19 protein-coding genes and 1 pseudogene are annotated in these 16,107 nt (G+C 34.2%); all 20 read right to left on the bottom strand.

Translation table 11 applies throughout. The annotated features are described in order from the left end of the window. Nucleotides 1-88: 88 nt before the first annotated feature. Nucleotides 89-748, bottom strand: coding sequence for a hypothetical protein (locus tag HMPREF0373_RS14830; RefSeq protein WP_021740611.1), 660 nt, complete (start codon nucleotides 746-748; stop codon nucleotides 89-91). A 6-nt stretch (nucleotides 749-754) separates the two neighbouring features. Beyond that, on the bottom strand, nucleotides 755-1,693 hold the full coding sequence (locus HMPREF0373_RS14825; protein ID WP_021740610.1) for an ImmA/IrrE family metallo-endopeptidase: 939 nt from the start codon (nucleotides 1,691-1,693) through the stop codon (nucleotides 755-757). Further along, a complete protein-coding gene (locus HMPREF0373_RS14820) occupies nucleotides 1,680-2,024 on the bottom strand; it encodes a helix-turn-helix transcriptional regulator (RefSeq protein WP_021740609.1) in 345 nt (114 codons plus the stop codon). Before HMPREF0373_RS14820 ends, HMPREF0373_RS14825 begins: the two co-directional genes overlap by 14 nt. A gap of 235 nt (nucleotides 2,025-2,259) precedes the next feature. Continuing rightward, entirely contained in the window at nucleotides 2,260-4,473 is a 2,214-nt protein-coding gene (gene recD2 / locus HMPREF0373_RS14815) for an SF1B family DNA helicase RecD2 (protein WP_044964823.1), read from the bottom strand. A 1-nt stretch (nucleotide 4,474) separates the two neighbouring features. Then, complete coding sequence (locus HMPREF0373_RS14810) at nucleotides 4,475-5,116, bottom strand: hypothetical protein (RefSeq protein ID WP_021740607.1); 642 nt, start codon at nucleotides 5,114-5,116, stop codon at nucleotides 4,475-4,477. Nucleotides 5,117-5,155: 39 nt separating this feature from the next. Then, on the bottom strand, nucleotides 5,156-5,911 hold the full coding sequence (locus tag HMPREF0373_RS14805; RefSeq protein WP_021740606.1) for a single-stranded DNA-binding protein: 756 nt from the start codon (nucleotides 5,909-5,911) through the stop codon (nucleotides 5,156-5,158). A gap of 96 nt (nucleotides 5,912-6,007) precedes the next feature. Continuing rightward, complete coding sequence (locus tag HMPREF0373_RS14800) at nucleotides 6,008-6,556, bottom strand: hypothetical protein (protein WP_021740605.1); 549 nt, start codon at nucleotides 6,554-6,556, stop codon at nucleotides 6,008-6,010. 46 nt (nucleotides 6,557-6,602) lie between these two features. Beyond that, entirely contained in the window at nucleotides 6,603-7,358 is a 756-nt protein-coding gene (locus tag HMPREF0373_RS16185; RefSeq protein WP_021740604.1) for a DUF4313 domain-containing protein, read from the bottom strand. Between the two features lie 318 nt (nucleotides 7,359-7,676). Further along, on the bottom strand, nucleotides 7,677-8,651 hold the full coding sequence (locus tag HMPREF0373_RS14790) for a DUF262 domain-containing protein (RefSeq protein ID WP_021740603.1): 975 nt from the start codon (nucleotides 8,649-8,651) through the stop codon (nucleotides 7,677-7,679). 105 nt (nucleotides 8,652-8,756) lie between these two features. After that, nucleotides 8,757-9,746 carry an alpha/beta fold hydrolase gene (locus HMPREF0373_RS14785; RefSeq protein ID WP_021740602.1) on the bottom strand — a complete coding sequence of 330 codons (990 nt, stop codon included), beginning with the start codon at nucleotides 9,744-9,746 and terminating at the stop codon, nucleotides 8,757-8,759. After that, nucleotides 9,747-10,163, bottom strand: coding sequence for a hypothetical protein (locus HMPREF0373_RS14780; protein ID WP_044964820.1), 417 nt, complete (start codon nucleotides 10,161-10,163; stop codon nucleotides 9,747-9,749). It lies immediately after the preceding gene. Further along, nucleotides 10,105-10,872 carry a hypothetical protein gene (locus tag HMPREF0373_RS14775; RefSeq protein ID WP_021740600.1) on the bottom strand — a complete coding sequence of 256 codons (768 nt, stop codon included), beginning with the start codon at nucleotides 10,870-10,872 and terminating at the stop codon, nucleotides 10,105-10,107. The genes HMPREF0373_RS14780 and HMPREF0373_RS14775 overlap by 59 nt, the downstream gene beginning before the upstream one ends. After that, complete coding sequence (locus tag HMPREF0373_RS14770) at nucleotides 10,856-11,482, bottom strand: RNA polymerase sigma factor (RefSeq protein WP_242831222.1); 627 nt, start codon at nucleotides 11,480-11,482, stop codon at nucleotides 10,856-10,858. The genes HMPREF0373_RS14775 and HMPREF0373_RS14770 overlap by 17 nt, the downstream gene beginning before the upstream one ends. Nucleotides 11,483-11,724: 242 nt before the next feature. Further along, nucleotides 11,725-11,916 (bottom strand): RumC family sactipeptide, encoded by a 192-nt coding sequence (locus HMPREF0373_RS14765; RefSeq protein ID WP_021740598.1) that lies wholly within the window; start codon nucleotides 11,914-11,916, stop codon nucleotides 11,725-11,727. 13 nt (nucleotides 11,917-11,929) lie between these two features. Further along, nucleotides 11,930-12,121: a RumC family sactipeptide gene (locus HMPREF0373_RS14760; RefSeq protein ID WP_021740597.1), complete on the bottom strand. Its 192-nt coding sequence runs from the start codon at nucleotides 12,119-12,121 to the stop codon at nucleotides 11,930-11,932. A 143-nt stretch (nucleotides 12,122-12,264) separates the two neighbouring features. Beyond that, nucleotides 12,265-13,359: an insulinase family protein gene (locus HMPREF0373_RS14755; protein WP_021740596.1), complete on the bottom strand. Its 1,095-nt coding sequence runs from the start codon at nucleotides 13,357-13,359 to the stop codon at nucleotides 12,265-12,267. Between the two features lie 2 nt (nucleotides 13,360-13,361). Then, the gene (locus HMPREF0373_RS14750; RefSeq protein ID WP_021740595.1) at nucleotides 13,362-15,170 is read right to left on the bottom strand and encodes an ABC transporter ATP-binding protein; all 1,809 of its coding nucleotides are present in this window, start codon (nucleotides 15,168-15,170) and stop codon (nucleotides 13,362-13,364) included. Nucleotides 15,171-15,357: 187 nt separating this feature from the next. Next, nucleotides 15,358-15,549 carry a RumC family sactipeptide gene (locus tag HMPREF0373_RS14745; RefSeq protein ID WP_021740594.1) on the bottom strand — a complete coding sequence of 64 codons (192 nt, stop codon included), beginning with the start codon at nucleotides 15,547-15,549 and terminating at the stop codon, nucleotides 15,358-15,360. 16 nt (nucleotides 15,550-15,565) lie between these two features. Further along, nucleotides 15,566-15,757, bottom strand: a complete 192-nt coding sequence (locus HMPREF0373_RS14740) for a RumC family sactipeptide (protein WP_021740593.1) — start codon at nucleotides 15,755-15,757, stop codon at nucleotides 15,566-15,568. A gap of 67 nt (nucleotides 15,758-15,824) precedes the next feature. Then, nucleotides 15,825-16,107: pseudogene (locus tag HMPREF0373_RS17085) on the bottom strand (RumMC family radical SAM sactipeptide maturase); the annotation flags it as partial.

Below are 16,107 nucleotides of genomic sequence, written 5' to 3'. Positions count from 1 at the left end.
TTTTCCTTTACTTCACGATCCGAAGATAGCAAAACTTCTAGTAATTTTAAAATACCTGAAGCATATCATTCTTTTGTCAAAGTCTGCTTTATAAATACTCTAATGATGCCTTAATATATTCGTTTAATGTTTTCGGCAATCCGTGCCTTTTGATAACATCTGCACAATACCTTTTATAAATAGATTTTAATCCTTTAGTATTTGAAAAATCGTTTTTATGTACATAATAAATATACGCTGCTAAAACAATAATATCAAATGTAATAATATCAATATCCTGTAAATCCTTCAGTTCGTGTGCAATATTATCCACCATAATTTCCTTGGAACAAAAATAGTTCATCTTATGGTATGCAGCATAAGCTAAACTGTATACTTCCCCTCTGTCTTTTGAATTTCCCCGTTTATAATTCACAAGTTCATGCCCTGCAATATGGTTAAAAATCGTCGTATACAATGGATCTGTTCCATACACTCCATCTTCTTTTACGATTGTAACATTTTTCCCTATATATGTATCAACCATCTTTTTTGCATTCTCATCTAATTCTTTATATACTTCATTATGGATATAAATATCTGTGAAACTCTCAAAAAGTGGCTGTATATACAGTTGTTTCATATTTTCAAAAGAGCAATTCTTATTAGATATTCTATCTTCAATTCCCACCATGAAAATATTAGCATCGAATAAAACGGGTTTATTCAACAAATCATGCAAAGGAGTTTTTTTCAATGGTGTTATCATCTGTAGTTACCCCCTTTTTGCACGAATCAAGGCAAAGAGTTCCTCATCATCTGTTTCTTCGTCATCTTCTTCCGTATCTTGCGCAAGAATATCATCAATTAATTTCATATCCAATTCAAGTTTTTTAGCATCTTCCAGAATTTCTTCCCTTGATGCATTCCCTGTAGAAAAGGCCCTTTCCATATCTACATATGTGGAACTATACGGAAGAACATAATTATTTTCTTTTTTATAAAGTTCTTCAACACGTTTTTTAAATATCTCAATCTCCCTTAACACATTTTTTATGAATTCATAATTTTTAATATATTCTTCGATATTTTTAATGTATCCTTCCTCTGCCAATCTGTAAATCACAGCTTTCAATGGCATTTGATATTTTACTGTTAAAAAAATCATCAAAGTCGCATACTGATGAAAGGTCATTTTACTGGTATCTGGAATTTTCATATTCACCAAATAATCTTTGATTTCTCTTAGCAGTGCTTCTTCTGGCAATAATAGTTCTGCCGCAAACCGGCTTGCACACATCTCATTTATATCTTTCAGCTTATTAAAATCACAGATATACGGCGTTTCTCTAAATTTTTTATAATCTTTGATATAATGATAAAATTCATGAGCAGCCGTAAAAATCTGATTAATCAATGGCTTATTTACATTCAATATGATATATGCACAATCCTTTCCAGTTGTTGGCACATAAAGCATACCATCAATATTTTCAGAATCAAATGGCACCAATTCAAATCTTATGTTACTATTCTGGTTTAATATCCAGTTGAAGATACTAGTTCCCATTGGCGCTAATGCATAGTCCACCCTCATCTGCCGTGCTGTCTGCTTAATATCTTTAATTTGCTCCGCTGACAAAGAAGATGTATTGAAATCATAATCCTTCTGGTAATAGTGTTCAAATAATTCTTTATAATTAATATCCGACATAACTACTCCTTTTCGCTAACCTCTCATATTTCTCCTTAATGCGAATGCGTTCAGACATCTCTTCAATTTTCACCTTATCAGCCTCATCAAGACTTCCCATTAAATATACTAAGGAATCCTTTGTTGTTTCTTTAAAATATTCCTCCGTACTTTTTGACGCCAAAGTACACAATTTGTTAAAAAGTTCAAGTGTTGGAATCTGTTTCCCGTTTTCCAACAAAGACAATGTTGATCTATTAATCCCTAGTTTCTCTGCAAATGCTGATTGTGAATCTGTTCCTCTTAATTCAATAATATCCTTGCAAAACTTTTCTCCATTAAATTCTTTCATGCTTACCCTCCTAAATATCTGTTTATAATTTTAACAAACCAACCATTGCATGTCAACAATATTGTTGCTATTCTTAACACTATTATACATGAATATTTTCTTTTTATTCAAGAATTTTGACATTTTTCTCACTGTATCATTCTTCCATATAATCAGTATAATAAGGAAGGACTGTTTATTTTTCCTTCCCTATCATAACTATTCTTAATTTTACAAATAGTTTCCTGTTATTTTCTTACGCCGCTTCATTCTTATCCAAAAATTCCGCAAATGCTTTTTTTAACCGATAGGATAATAACGTATTTCTTTTTTTCGATCTTCCTGCCCGTATTGCCTGGGAAAATGCCTGTTTGCTTCCAACAAGAATGACTCTTCTTTTTGCCCTTGTAATCGCAGTATAATATAGATTTCTCTTCAAAGTATGCCGCCGAAAGCATGACAAAACTGGAATGATGACTACTGGATATTCTGATCCTTGTCCCTTATGGGCAGTAATTGCATACGCATGAACAAGGTTCCAAGATTCTCCTTCCTGGTATCGCATAACCCTTTCTTCTCCAAAATCCACTTCCATGTATTTCTTGCCATTCATCTTTCCTATTTTTCGTACAATCCCGATATCTCCATTGGAAATTTCATCTTCATTTTTCGTTTGCATCACTTTATCCTGTATCCGAAAAATTTTGTTTCCACTTTTGATTTCCTGCTGTCCTCTCTGGTATGGATTGATCCTGTCTTTGATTTTTATATTCAAGGCATTGGCACTTACCTTTGTATCCTCCCTTAAAGGTGTTAATACCTGAACTGCATTTACATTTTTCCCTTGTTGATTCCACTCCGTATCAAAAATTTTCACAATCTTTTTCGCAGCTTCTTCATCATCATGTGCTGTTACAAAAGAAAAACTGTCATCATATACCAGATTTTGTTTCCCACAGTTGATTTTTATCGCATTCTCCAAAATAGTAGGGTTTTCCTGCCGGAAACATTGCTCTAAAACAGTAACCGGAATGACTCCGGAATCAATGAGTTCTTTAAACACATTGCCAGGACCTACTGATTCCAGTTGATCTTTATCTCCTACAAAAACGATCCGGCTTCCAGCCTTTATTTTCATCATCAGGCTGGTAAACAGATGCATATCTACCATACTGCACTCGTCAATGATAATCAAATCATCACAAAGCATCTCTCCAGCATTCCATGCCTCTTCCCCTTCTGCTCCTGTAAACCCGATACTTTTATGTATCGTCAGTGCCGGATACCCCGTTGCCTCATACATTCTCTGTCTTGCCCTTCCGGTAGGGGCCGCCAGTAAAATCATACTATCCATATTCAATTTTTCCTGTATCATAACAATAAAACGCAGCAGGGTTGTTTTACCACTTCCAGGTCCTCCTGTTATAATGGAAACTGGATTTTGAAAAACCATTTCAATCCCTTTTCTTTGCTTTTCCGCTAATTGTATGTTTTCTTTCGATTCCAAACCGGAAATCCATTTTTCTACATCATATCTTTTTATCGGATATCGGCTGAGCGCCGCAAGTTGTATAACAGCTTTTTGTTCCGACTCATAATTTTTCTTAGAATAAATTTTCGTATAGCTGCAGACAAGTTCCTTGTCATCTTTAATAAGCGAATTCCCTGCATCACGTATTTTCCGTTCTGTGACATGACCTCTTTTATCTCCTCGAAACAATAATGATTTTGTTCTTGTCAAAATTTCAGGCACCTCTAAATAGAGATGCCCTTCCCCTTCTGCTTCTTTTAAAACATATAATATAGCTGCTTTTATCCGTAAAGGATTATCTGCCTGAAAATGTTTGACCTTCCTGGCTATCGGATCAACCGTTTTAAATCCAAAACCTTCCATTTCACACAAACGAAAGGGATCTTTTTTGATAATGCTGACTGCCTTGTGTCCAAAATGTTCCTGAATTTTTTCTATTTTCTTTGGTGTTACACCCGCAGAAGATAAAAAAAGAGAAAGCTGACGGATATTTTCGCTTTTATGGTACCCCTCTAAAATACTATCCAGCTTTCTTTGTGTAATTCCTGGAATTTCAAGCAAACGTTCTGGACATTGTTCAAAGACATAGAAGGTATTTTTCCCGAACCGGTCTACAATCCTTTCTGCGATAATAGGTCCAACCCCTTTGATCAATCCGGAAGAAAGGTACGCTTTCACCCCTTCTCCCGTTGTTGGCATCTGAATCTCAAAAGAAGCCACATGGTACTGTTTTCCATACCGTTCTGATTCTTTCCATTGTCCTTTTAAGGATATATCCAACCCTTCATTTCTTGGCAGTTCGCAGCCAACTGCTATAAACTGCTGTTTCCCAATCTCCTTCTTCCCTTCTGGAATTTCATCTTCTGTTTCATATACCGCCACAGTATATCCGTTTTCCTGATTATAATAGATGGAAGAAGCGTATCTACACTCTAACAAGCTATTCCCTCCTTGTAACCCACATATAGCGTCCAGAAAGTTTTACATAGTAAATCCCTTCTTTTTCCAGTTCTTTTTTGATGACCAACATTTTTTGAGCTGGAAAATCCCGAATTGCTGCAACTCTGCGAAACCCTTTTTCGGTTCGGATACTGCACAACCCGTCTTTTCCTATGGAAAAAGAATTGACTCCTTCTGATGCCAGCTTCATGGAAATATGATGAAATTTTTCTCTTCCTTCCATGATATACCAGTTTCTTGCTACTTTCTCTGCTTCATTCAATTCTTCGGAAACACTTGGGCTCCGTTCTTTTTCCATTTTCTTTTTCACCGTCTGTTCCTGTTTGGGCGCTTTCACAACCGGAGCCGCCCTTTTCAAAGACTGTTCTTCAGGTACCTCTGCTTTTTCTTTCCTATTTTCAGCTACCTCTTTAAATGTTTCTTTTTCTGCTCCTTCTGGCCTCTTTTTCAGCTGGCGAATCACCAAGTACACCAGCAGAACTGGTACTGTCAGGGACAAGGTATTCACCAGAATTGCGAGGAAAAACGGCCATAAAAATGGGGCTAACAGAAATCCTACAATCCCCGAAGCAATACAAAAATTTTGATACTTTTTGACAAAGTATTTCCATTTACTACTCATAACAGTACAAGTTCCTTTCTGTTAAAAATGCTTCTATTTTTAGTCAAATCCATAATTGTTATACTCTGATTCCTGTACACGCTCAAATTCTTCATCTACCAGGTTACGTTTTCTACTATCACCGCGTTTTCGCTCCGGTGCACTTCTCTTTCCTTGTCGCTTCCTTCTTTCTAAATTTTCTTTCGCTCTTTTTCTCTGCTCAGATCTTTTTTTAGGCGCTGTTTTCTTTTGCCTGCTGCTTCTCTTATACGAGGTTGTCGTATTTCTATTGGGTTTTCTTACACTTCTACGATATCCTTTTTCTTCCTCTTCGTACTCTTCTTCCTCCAATTCCTCTTCTTCATACTCATCATCTTCATAGTCATTCTCGTAGTCGTCTTCTTCATATTCTTCATCATCATAATCGTTGTCCTCTGACTCTTCCTCGTAATCATATCCTTCCTCTTCGTCATTTCGTTTTCTAAGCAGTTCAATCCGGAGCACTGTAATCTTATCCTTATACACCATATCTCCATCGTCATTTTCGTAATTGTCATTTAAAAGTGTTCCATGTATTCCAATATAATCGCCTTCTTCAATGTACTCTTCAATATATTCAGCGGATTTATCAAAAGCTGAACAGGAAAAATAGTCATATTTTTTCCCATCTTTTTTCTTAAAAGAACGCTTTACAGAAATACGAAAATTCGCAGCCAGACCATATTGAGGTGTTTTCTTATTCCTGCGCCGTTTTCTCTTAAATTCATTGATTTCAGGCTCTGTAGCAACATATCCTGTCATAATAAGTTCGTTCATAATTGGTCTCCTTCTTTAAATTCTGGCAGGAAAATTCTTTCCTGCCAAATAGGTACAAAAAAAGACACTTGGAATTTTCATTCTAAATGTCACATCCTAAATCCGCATTGTTTCCAAATCATACTGAAAATCAGAACCAATGCATTTCACAATTCTTTTTAAAATTTCATATAAGTTCAGGCTGTTCTCTTGTGCCGGTCTTTTGCCTCTTATGTAATTTGGCCAGAAACAATATTCATAAAACCGTTTCACCTGCATACGCGGTGAAATATAAAGCCCCTGAAACTCATCTTGCTGTACCTTTTCATTTCCTTCTTTTGAAAGCAGTTTTAAATGCAGTGCCTCGCTGTTACCTTTCTTGTCCATCTGAAGCCAGACAGTATGATCTGCCAGACGGATACTGCTGTGCAGCATATAAACATCTTCTCCACTTCGGCACCAGATAATCTCTCCGCAAAGCCCATTTTCAAATTGTGACGTAATACACACTCCATTTTCCGGAATATCTGCAAAGCAAATCTCATCATCAACTATTGGCATGGTTCTTCTCGCTTTTTTAGAATCGCCTACATCGTTTCGACACGCTTCAAACATTTGTTTTGTATTCTCATAATTTTTATTCTGTTCATCTTGATAGTTTCTCATCCTGATTCCTCCTGTTCTCTGATAACATCTCTACTATGCAGCCTTTTTATGTTTCTTCAAATTTTATTTTATATCTCTGGTAACCTTCGGGATCACAATCCTTTAATTTTTCCGGATAAAAACGTATTTTCTCATAAGTACAGTATCCACTCCTATTTCTTTGTCCTGTCAGTTCCCCTAATCCATTTTCTATAATCCATGACAATATTTTTCTTCCATGATGGTTTGTATCAACATAAGAACAATCTTTTTCACACACCTCATTCAAATCAACTGTCAAAGCAGCCCATGATGACGGATACCTGTGTTTCCAGTTCACCATCTCAATCGCCAGATTTCCAGTAATTGAATACTTATCCACCTTTAACTGTATTGGAAATTTCTCTCCGAAAGCCTCATACATAACTGTTTTTGGTTTCTGCTGCTTTCTGAAGTTCTCGTATTCTTCATCACTGCACCCTAGCCAGAAAAAATAGTTCCAATCCGGTATCGGCGGACGATATCCTTCTAATTGTTCTACCTTGATCTGTTTTAATGGAAGTAGCATTTTTCGCCCTTCCTTCACAGCTAAAATCAGCGGTTTTAACTTTTCTTCCAGATAAATTCTATCAGGACAGATATCGATCCATTTTCCTTTTATCGTCGTTAAAAACCGTTTTCCGTCCAGTGTCCTGATTTCAGAACGTTCTGCAAATAAACTGTTCTTCAGGAAACTGATAATGTTATTTTCCGTAGCCTGAAAAATAATTGCCTCTCTGCTGCACATCTCACTGTGGATTCCTTTTAAATACTCTTGGTTCATGATTTTCCTCCTATTCTTCTTTCTTTTGTGGCGTAATACTATCCTCCTTTTTATTTAATTGAAATAAAAAAAGGCACCTAGAATATCTTCATTCTAAATGCCTGATAACTCTTTATTTCTTGCCGAAACAGCCACCTGTTTCAAAACTTGCTTCCGATTCTGTATCGGAAAAAAATTTTGTACTCATCTTTCACTTACATGAGTATAAATGTTAATTCATTTTCACTTTACCACAATATATAGCATGTGTCAATATTTGCGTACTATATTTAGATATATGAATTTTAATAAAAGAAATCTCATGGGGCATGATCATTCTTACTCTGTTACTGCCTGTGAAAAAATTTCCCAACGTCCTCTTACATTTTCGCCTTTATCTGTACTTCTTCCGCAATATTCCAGGTATTTTTCCTGTTTATCATAATTATCAAAAAACTCTTTCACCCATAACAGATACGCATCTTCTTTTGCTTCGTCTCCGTACACCATATCCATTGCTGCAACTACCATTGGAATGGACAGCTTTTTCATCTTATCAATTTTATCTGTAACCTTTTCGTCTAACTTATCAAGTACGTCTAATGCATGTCCAATGAGATGTATGCTTTCCTTTGAATCGCTATTCAATACTTCAACATATTTTTCAATATTTTTCTGATCAAAAGCAGTATATTCATATCCGGAAATAAGCATCAAAATCTGGCAGGCCACTTTGCGCATATTATCTGACTTAATATCACCTTTTGTAATTCCTGTCTTTGCCCAAAATGGATGCTCCATAATTTTATAAAGTTCTGTACTCACATCAATATTTAAAAGACCTGTCAGGATCTGGGCTCCATTTAAACGCTTTCCACTGTTCAGACGCACAAACATATCTCTTACTTCTTTTTCCGTACAATCCCACATTTCAAAAATCAGAACTTCTGAATTCAACAGTTTATCTTGTACAACTTCATCTAATTGAGAAAATCTTTTCCCTGCAATTTCATATGTTTCTCCATCAACTATAACCGGATCAAGTTTTTTAGAAAGTGGGAATTTATCCCCTTTATATTTCTGCAATGTAGTAATTCTCTGCTTGCCCTCTATCACATAGTTTTTGTTGTCTTTCTTCCAAACATATACCAAATTAATAGAATATCCTCTTAGCAGAGAATCCACTTCCAATGATTCCATATATCTGGTCCATTGTCCTTCTTTTCGCTGAAAGGGATGTGAAAAATCAAGTTTTCCCTTTCCGGACTCTCTCAATAACGATGAAACAATTTTAGGCTTACACGTAGATTCCATTTTCAAACACCACTCCTTTATTTTTTTATTATTCTATCACGATATACAGTGCATTGCAAACATACGGAACCATTTGAACAATTATTTCTATAAAAATCGGAATATTTACCTATTTTCTATCCACTGTATCGTTTTTTGGACAATAGCCGATCTTTGTTCAAAATGTAAATAATGAGATCCTTCTAGTAAAATCACTTCTCCATTTTCTTTATCTGCTATAATATCCCTATGTAGCTGTTCCCACTGCGGCATAGTTCTGCAATTCTCTTTTGAAACAAACTGCAATATTGGTATTTCTTTTGGAATCTTCATATTTTCTACTGCTTCCATACTCTTTTCAAGATTTTTCATTTCTGCCATAACTGTTGAGTTATAACCTTTATCTAATGTTAACATACTGAAAACTTCCCATTCCTTCTCTGAATATGGATACTGAAAATCTGCATACACAACTTTCTTTGGATCATTCATGGAAAGCAGCCTTGTAATTCCGCTTATATTGGCTATCTTCTGAGTATATGCAGATATTTGATTGAGTAACTGCACACTGATTGGGAAAGGATTGTTTTCTTTACTTGTCATTTTGGGAACGGATGGATCAATTCCTATGATTCCTTTGATTTCGTCCGGGTATATCTGGCTCCAATATAAAGTATATAACCCAGATATGGAATGCCCCATAAGATAATATTCCTCTTCGCCTAAGTTCTTTACGCATTCATGAAGTTCTTCTACAATATTCTCAATCGTCCGCTTACGCTTTGTGCTATCGGATAATCCATATCCAAACGGCTCAATCGTAATCACTTCATATTTTTTAGATAACTCACTTGCTAATGGTCTAAATTCTAAAATAGGAGACGGTTCTCCTAAACCTGGCAACAATATGATTGGTGGTCCATCATGATTTTCTCCCACAATCTCTACAACCATATTTTTACCATTTACTTGTACACTGTCACCATATGCATTCTGCATTTTTCGTTCATCTACTTTCTTACAAATTGCATTCCATACAACTCCCAGTAAAAAAATCAAAATTATAACGAATAAAATCCATTTTATGATCATCCATATTTTTTTCTTTATTCTCATTTAAAAATTTAAGCTCCCTCCTGTAATGGTAATTGTACCAGAAGATTTATTGGTTATATAAAATTTGTAATATCCCGTGCTTCCAATTGTGAAAGTAGTGCTATGGCTTTTTCCAGATCCACTATACTTCTTTGTCCTGACACCATTTGAATTTTTATATCCCATTTCAACATTTCCTGATGTTTTCAGACTAATGGAAAAACTTATCTTAGCCCCACCCGGAACATAAAATGCCATTCCATCGTTATCAATAATATTGATGGTTTCTCCTGCACTCAATGTTGTACTTGAAATCCCCATTCTTTCATTTTGCTGATACGTATTGTTTGATTGCGATTCCGCCGCCTGTGCAGAAATACTACTTGTTGTCATACCCAAAAGAGCCAACATCACTACCACTTTTTTTATTTTCTTCATTTTCTCCACTCTCCTTTGCTATTTGATAATTAAGAATAATTCGATCACTAGATATATTTTTAAAATACGGAAAATATTCTTTTTGATCTCCTCCTTCCACCCAAACTTCATACTGTTCTACCGCAACGGTGTCCAATTTAAACGGCTTTCCGTTTTCAATATATCCTATTTCAAATGTATGGCTAGGTTGTTTCTCCATATTTTCCTGACTAACACTTATTTTAGCTTTTTCATCCTCCTCCAAAAAAATCCCCTTACCGTGATCCTGTAAAATCAGCATTGTACCATTTTCTACATATATTTGCTGATTATTTCCATAAAAATCAGTCTGTATTTCTAAAATATGTTTCGCAATAGGAATATCATTTTGATATAGATAAGCTTTATCAAGCAATTCTGTTTGAATATCAACTACTATCTTCCCTTCTTCTGTATCTGATTCATAAAGTGTATGTTCCTTTTCCAAGTTTTCTGCTTTTTCAACTTTCCCACCTGGAGCCAAAAGGGTTTTTGCCAGAACAATGCTGCCTGTTACCAAACAGATTGTACCAACTGCTGCCACTGGTTTTAAAAAATATGAATGTTTTTTTTGACGAATGATCTTTTTATATACCATATCCTGAATATCTTTAAGATTATCTATGTCCGCTTTTTCCTTTGTTAAAATTTCAACTGAATTATCCAGCATCTCACTAATCTTTATTTTCATAAACAGTATATCCCTCCTCACGCAAAGCATTACGTAAAGTTTTCCTGCCTCTTCGAAGTCTTGTCTTTATGGTCTGCGGATTCATATTAAGTTGTACTGCGATTTCTTCTATTTTAAAATATCTGTAATAATATAAAAGAAAGATTTCCCGATCCATCGGCTTCAATTGCTGAAGAAGTTTCTGAATGATCCTCTGCTGCTCCTTTTGCTCCATGAGTCTTTCTGCCTGGTTATCAATTAGAAGCACATCATCATAAAGTTCCAGATTCCAACTTTTAATTGCACGTATCTTATCTTTTGCCTTATTCCTTGCAATCATACCTATATAGGCCTTAATACTGGTGTATTTTTCATAATCAATTCTTTCAGCAGTATTCCATAAAGAAATAAACACATCTGATACTACTTCTTCCACATCTTCTTTCGTACCTTTTCCGGCAAGTATTTCTTTTGAAATCGTAGTAACATATGCACCATATTTCTTCATAATCTCTTCTAAAGCCTTTTCGTTTTTTCTCTGTAGTTGTTTTAATAACGTTCTTTCCTTCATTCGTAAGAATCCTGATTTTGTTTTTGTATCAATACGTAAGTTGTACAATTCAGGTTTCAAAAAAAGAGGATTTATTATATTTTTTTATTGTTTTTTCAAAAATTATTTCTTTTCTCAATCTTCTCTTTCCGTTTATCTAAACAACTCTTTTTGAGTAAAAAAATAAGAAGACTTGACAGCCTCCTTATTTTCTATTATTCTGTTTCTAGTGAATTTAATCATTCATATTTAGGTTCTATTCTGTATACTTCCATTAAATACATAGAATAGGACCTTTTTGACAGTAGTATGTAAAGACATCTCTACGCTGTTCGTGCCAGATTAGCATTTGCATTGCGGGTTACTGCTCCATTATTGCCACAATACCCAACACAATATGCTGGTCCTGCATTATGAGAATTTGCCACTGCCACAGAGCCACTGCAGATACATCCTGCTTTGTTTCCTTCAAAATTAGTTCCTGTTTTCATTGTTTTTGATGTTACTAATTTCATAATCTATTCCTCCTTAAGATTTTCTTGCAATATTATAATTTGCATTTCTGGTTACTTCACCATTGTTTCCACAATACCCAACACAATATGCTGGTCCTGCATTATGAGAGTTTGCAACTGCTACAGTTCCGCTGCAAACACAGCCTGCTTTACTTCCTTCAAAGTTGAAGCCTGTTGCAATTCTTTTAGACTGTACTAATCTCATGTTTTGTTCCTCCTTTCTATGCTACTATTTATTTTAAATCTTAAAAAAAATGATTTAAAATACTTATTTCTTTCTACAATGTATAGTATATAAATTTTTCGTATGGTTTTTCCGTCTTTTCTGTGTATTTTTTGTGTAGATACCTATTTCATTAGAATTTTTATCGAATTCTCCTTGGCAAACAATTTCTTAATCTCACAAATATCTTTTTGAATGTTTCTTTCTTCTTTTACAATCATATCCCCAAAAGTAAAAGCATTTATAAAATATTCTCTTAGAGAATTACAATTGTAACCTATCGGTTCTTCCTTCAAAAATTCCCAATATCTCTTTTCTATCTCCGTTACTGCTAAATTTTCTATTTCTCTACAAATATCTTTCCATTCTAATATATCTTCTATCGTTATTTTAATAAATTCTTGCTTAGCAGATAAAAATATCTTTTCCACATCAACCTTACCCATATTCGCTTTTAAAAATTCTTGTATTACATAAAGTAAATCTTCATTTATCGACTCACTGTCCGAATTTCTTTCCCTATATAAATAGTATGATGTACCATTATCCTGTCGATTTTTGATAGCATAGCCATCTGTTTCTGTATAAGGCAAAATATTTTCTTCAATCTTTCCGTGCTCTCCCTTAAGATTTGCAATCCACTCGTCTCCGATGGTCTCCAACGTTTGCGTTGATGTAATCCAAATAATACACATATTTTCTAGAAAATAGAATTTTTTGAAAAATGCTTTGATTTCATTTTCTGATATAGAACAAATAGTCTTTTGATTTCCTATGGATAAATGACTTTCATAATCGGTTCCATTTAATAATATACGGAAATCTGAATTTCTATTTTTCACTTCATACGCTTTATATTCATCCAGAATATCTGCTCGTACCTCCTCAATATCTTTCATTTCTAAATACTTCCCTTTTAAAATATTCTGTATAATGTCTATTACGCACTCTAATGCTGTATCCTTTACATCAAAATAATAGGTTGTTGAATAAAAATCTGTATAGGCTGAACAAAGATATCTCTCCTCATTTTTATCAAAAAAATTCATTTGCATATGTTCTAAGAAATGTGCAATTCCTGCATTTTTTGCATTTTCTGAAGAAGAACCCACATTTATTGTTAATGCTATATAATTCATTCCTTGAAGATTTTCCAGTGGACACACGCATTTCGTTATTTGATTTTTACATTTTGAAAAAAAACTATTCTCTTGTGGCATAATTACTCCTCTCTATAGGCCTCTGCTTGCATACTATAAAGTTTTGCATATTCCCCATCTAATTTTATCAATTCTGTATGATTTCCTTTCTCTATGATTTTTCCATCCTGTAAGACTAATATTTCATCTGCCAATTTTACTGTAGAAAACCTATGCGCAATTAATATACTCGTCCTTCCTTCCATTAACTCCCTAAACTGTTTATAAATCTCATATTCCGCATTAGGATCCAATGAAGCTGTTGGTTCATCTAATACTACAAGTGGAAAATCTTTCATAAAAATTCTGCTGATTGCAATTTTTTGCCATTGTCCAAGAGATAATTGAATTCCTCCACTCCATTCTCTATGTAACTGTGTGTCATACTGTTCCGGTAATGATGGAATAAATTTTACTGCTCCTGATTTTTCTGCTGCACAGTAAATCCGATTAAGATTTTCCATTTCTTCTATATTTCCGCATCCGATATTCTCTCTAACTGTCAATGGATATTTCACAAAATCTTGAAATACTGCCCCAACCATCGTTTGATATGATTCTGTATCAATATCACATATATTAATTCCATCAATTCTAATTTCGCCCTTATCTGGAACATATAATTTTAACAACAACTTAATAATGGTAGTCTTACCAGATCCATTTAATCCTACAATAGAATAGCAGTGTTTAGCATCTATCGTGAAAGAAACACCTTTTAATATATATTTCTCTGATTCAGGATATCTGAACCACACATTTTTAAATTCAATCTTTTGAAAATCTTTGTTGAATGATAATAACTCTCTTTTCTTTTCTGTTGTTTTCATATCTAAAAATTCAAATAGATTTTGTATATAAAGACCATCTTCAAAAATTGTAACTATTGTATTTAGTATTGTCGTAGCTGACCCCCTAAAATTATCAATTGAATTTATGTAAAGAGAAAAGTCTCCAATAGTTCTTTTCTCTAAAATAACCTTTAAAGTAATGTATATTTTAAAAATTAAGATTGCAGCCTCTTCTACCAAATCTGTCAGAGACAGTTTTTTGCAGAAACTACTTCTAATTTTTTTATCTTCTTTAATATATCCATCATATTGTTTAATAATATGTCCCCGAAAGAAGTCATGTACATGATAAATTTTCATCTCTTTTATGTTTTCATAAGCAGTCACAATATCCTTCAAGTATGCTATAAAACGTAATCCCTCGAACCGCTTTGTATAAATTTCATATTGTGTAACTGCCATCTTCATACTAACAATTAGCGTTGGTATGCAGATAAAAATACACAAAAACATAATTCCAATATTAAGACTGGCTAAAACTGTAATGGTTCCAATTAAACTGCTAAAACTTTGAATAAAACTTGTTAATGTGGCTAATAGACTGATAGATCTCCCTGTCGATTCTTCATTGACTTTTCTAATTTTGTCATAAATTGTTGAACTGTCAAAATACTTTAAATCTGTATCTTTTACCTTTTTCAAAATCAAATCGCTTGTATAACGATTTAAGTAACTTGATAAAATGTTCTGTTGATAATCTTTTATTCTCATCAGCACACTCTGCAAATAATTTAATATAAAATAAAGGATTAACCAAAATAAAACTGGTGCAATGCTTCCTGAAACAATGGAGCGACTCATATCGTCAATAAGATATTTCCAAATAACCAAAGTAAATGGAATCGTAATACCTGAAATAACACTTACTATGATTGTTTTAATAAAATTGGACTTCGAGCTATTCCATAATAATCGAACTACTCTGCTTATTATCAAAAAGAATTCTTTACTTTTTTTGATTAACATCATTAATCTTTTCATAAACTTCACTCCACTTGCTTTTGTAAAAGGAGACCGCACCTACTGGACAATCTCCTTCTATTCTTATAACATAGTATTAAGCCTTTTAACTCTGTTCACATGTCTGTTTTTCCAGAATTTATTTAGGCATTAAACAGATTATTTTGTCTATTATCCAGACTAATAAATTCTGTTTAAAATACAATCTTTATGCTGTTTTTGCGACATTTGCATTCGCATTTCTTGTTACTACTCCACTATTTCCGCAATACCCAACACAATATGCTGGTCCTGCATTATGAGAATTTGCTACTGCTACAGTGCCATTGCAAATACATCCAGCTCTATTCCCTTCAAAGTTCGTTCCTGTTTTTGTTGTTTTTGTTTCTACTAATTTCATAGTCCAATACCTCCTATTATTTTGTTCTTGCAAGATTCGCATTCGCATTTCTTGTTACCACTCCGTTGTTTCCACAGTATCCCACGCAATACGCCGGTCCTGCATTATGAGAGTTTTCTACTACTGCACCGCCACTGCATTTACATCCACCTTTGCTGCCTTCAAAGTTTGCTCTTGTCTGTAACTTTCCTGCTACGATTTTTCTCATACCAGCCGCCTCCTTTCCGTCTGATTTTTTCTATTTTAAATTATCTTTGATAATCTAAAACCTTTCCTTAATAATACGGTACCGCATCTATCTCTTCGATCACTTCCGGCTTTTCTTCCAAAATGCTGTAATACGAAATCAGTTCTCCTTTTGTGGCATACCTGTGAGCACCGCAGACTTTTTCTTTCCTCTCCATATCAATTCCTTCTGCTTCATAACATGCTGCATAACAAAGTCCGCACAGGTTTCTCGCCCAACATTCATTGCATCTCGTGATGGATTTCTCATCGTATTCTTCGATATAATATTTCTTTATCCTTTCCAGATCTGCCCCTTCAAACACATTTCCT

This window comes from Eubacterium ramulus ATCC 29099 (assembly GCF_000469345.1).
GTDB lineage: Bacteria > Bacillota > Clostridia > Lachnospirales > Lachnospiraceae > Eubacterium_I > Eubacterium_I ramulus.
The sequence above is the reverse complement of the archived record's forward strand: the minus strand, read 5'-3'. Positions and strand labels throughout refer to the sequence as shown.

Coding starts and splice junctions, on each gene's coding strand:
- HMPREF0373_RS14830 (WP_021740611.1), bottom strand. CDS start 748: ATGATAACACCATTGAAAAAAACTCCTTTGCATGATTTGTTGAATAAA.
- HMPREF0373_RS14825 (WP_021740610.1), bottom strand. CDS start 1,693: ATGTCGGATATTAATTATAAAGAATTATTTGAACACTATTACCAGAAG.
- HMPREF0373_RS14820 (WP_021740609.1), bottom strand. CDS start 2,024: ATGAAAGAATTTAATGGAGAAAAGTTTTGCAAGGATATTATTGAATTA.
- HMPREF0373_RS14810 (WP_021740607.1), bottom strand. CDS start 5,116: ATGAGTAGTAAATGGAAATACTTTGTCAAAAAGTATCAAAATTTTTGT.
- HMPREF0373_RS14805 (WP_021740606.1), bottom strand. CDS start 5,911: ATGAACGAACTTATTATGACAGGATATGTTGCTACAGAGCCTGAAATC.
- HMPREF0373_RS14800 (WP_021740605.1), bottom strand. CDS start 6,556: ATGAGAAACTATCAAGATGAACAGAATAAAAATTATGAGAATACAAAA.
- HMPREF0373_RS16185 (WP_021740604.1), bottom strand. CDS start 7,358: ATGAACCAAGAGTATTTAAAAGGAATCCACAGTGAGATGTGCAGCAGA.
- HMPREF0373_RS14790 (WP_021740603.1), bottom strand. CDS start 8,651: ATGGAATCTACGTGTAAGCCTAAAATTGTTTCATCGTTATTGAGAGAG.
- HMPREF0373_RS14785 (WP_021740602.1), bottom strand. CDS start 9,746: ATGAGAATAAAGAAAAAAATATGGATGATCATAAAATGGATTTTATTC.
- HMPREF0373_RS14780 (WP_044964820.1), bottom strand. CDS start 10,163: ATGAAGAAAATAAAAAAAGTGGTAGTGATGTTGGCTCTTTTGGGTATG.
- HMPREF0373_RS14775 (WP_021740600.1), bottom strand. CDS start 10,872: ATGAAAATAAAGATTAGTGAGATGCTGGATAATTCAGTTGAAATTTTA.
- HMPREF0373_RS14765 (WP_021740598.1), bottom strand. CDS start 11,916: ATGAAATTAGTAACATCAAAAACAATGAAAACAGGAACTAATTTTGAA.
- HMPREF0373_RS14760 (WP_021740597.1), bottom strand. CDS start 12,121: ATGAGATTAGTACAGTCTAAAAGAATTGCAACAGGCTTCAACTTTGAA.
- HMPREF0373_RS14755 (WP_021740596.1), bottom strand. CDS start 13,359: ATGCCACAAGAGAATAGTTTTTTTTCAAAATGTAAAAATCAAATAACG.
- HMPREF0373_RS14750 (WP_021740595.1), bottom strand. CDS start 15,170: ATGAAAAGATTAATGATGTTAATCAAAAAAAGTAAAGAATTCTTTTTG.
- HMPREF0373_RS14745 (WP_021740594.1), bottom strand. CDS start 15,549: ATGAAATTAGTAGAAACAAAAACAACAAAAACAGGAACGAACTTTGAA.
- HMPREF0373_RS14740 (WP_021740593.1), bottom strand. CDS start 15,757: ATGAGAAAAATCGTAGCAGGAAAGTTACAGACAAGAGCAAACTTTGAA.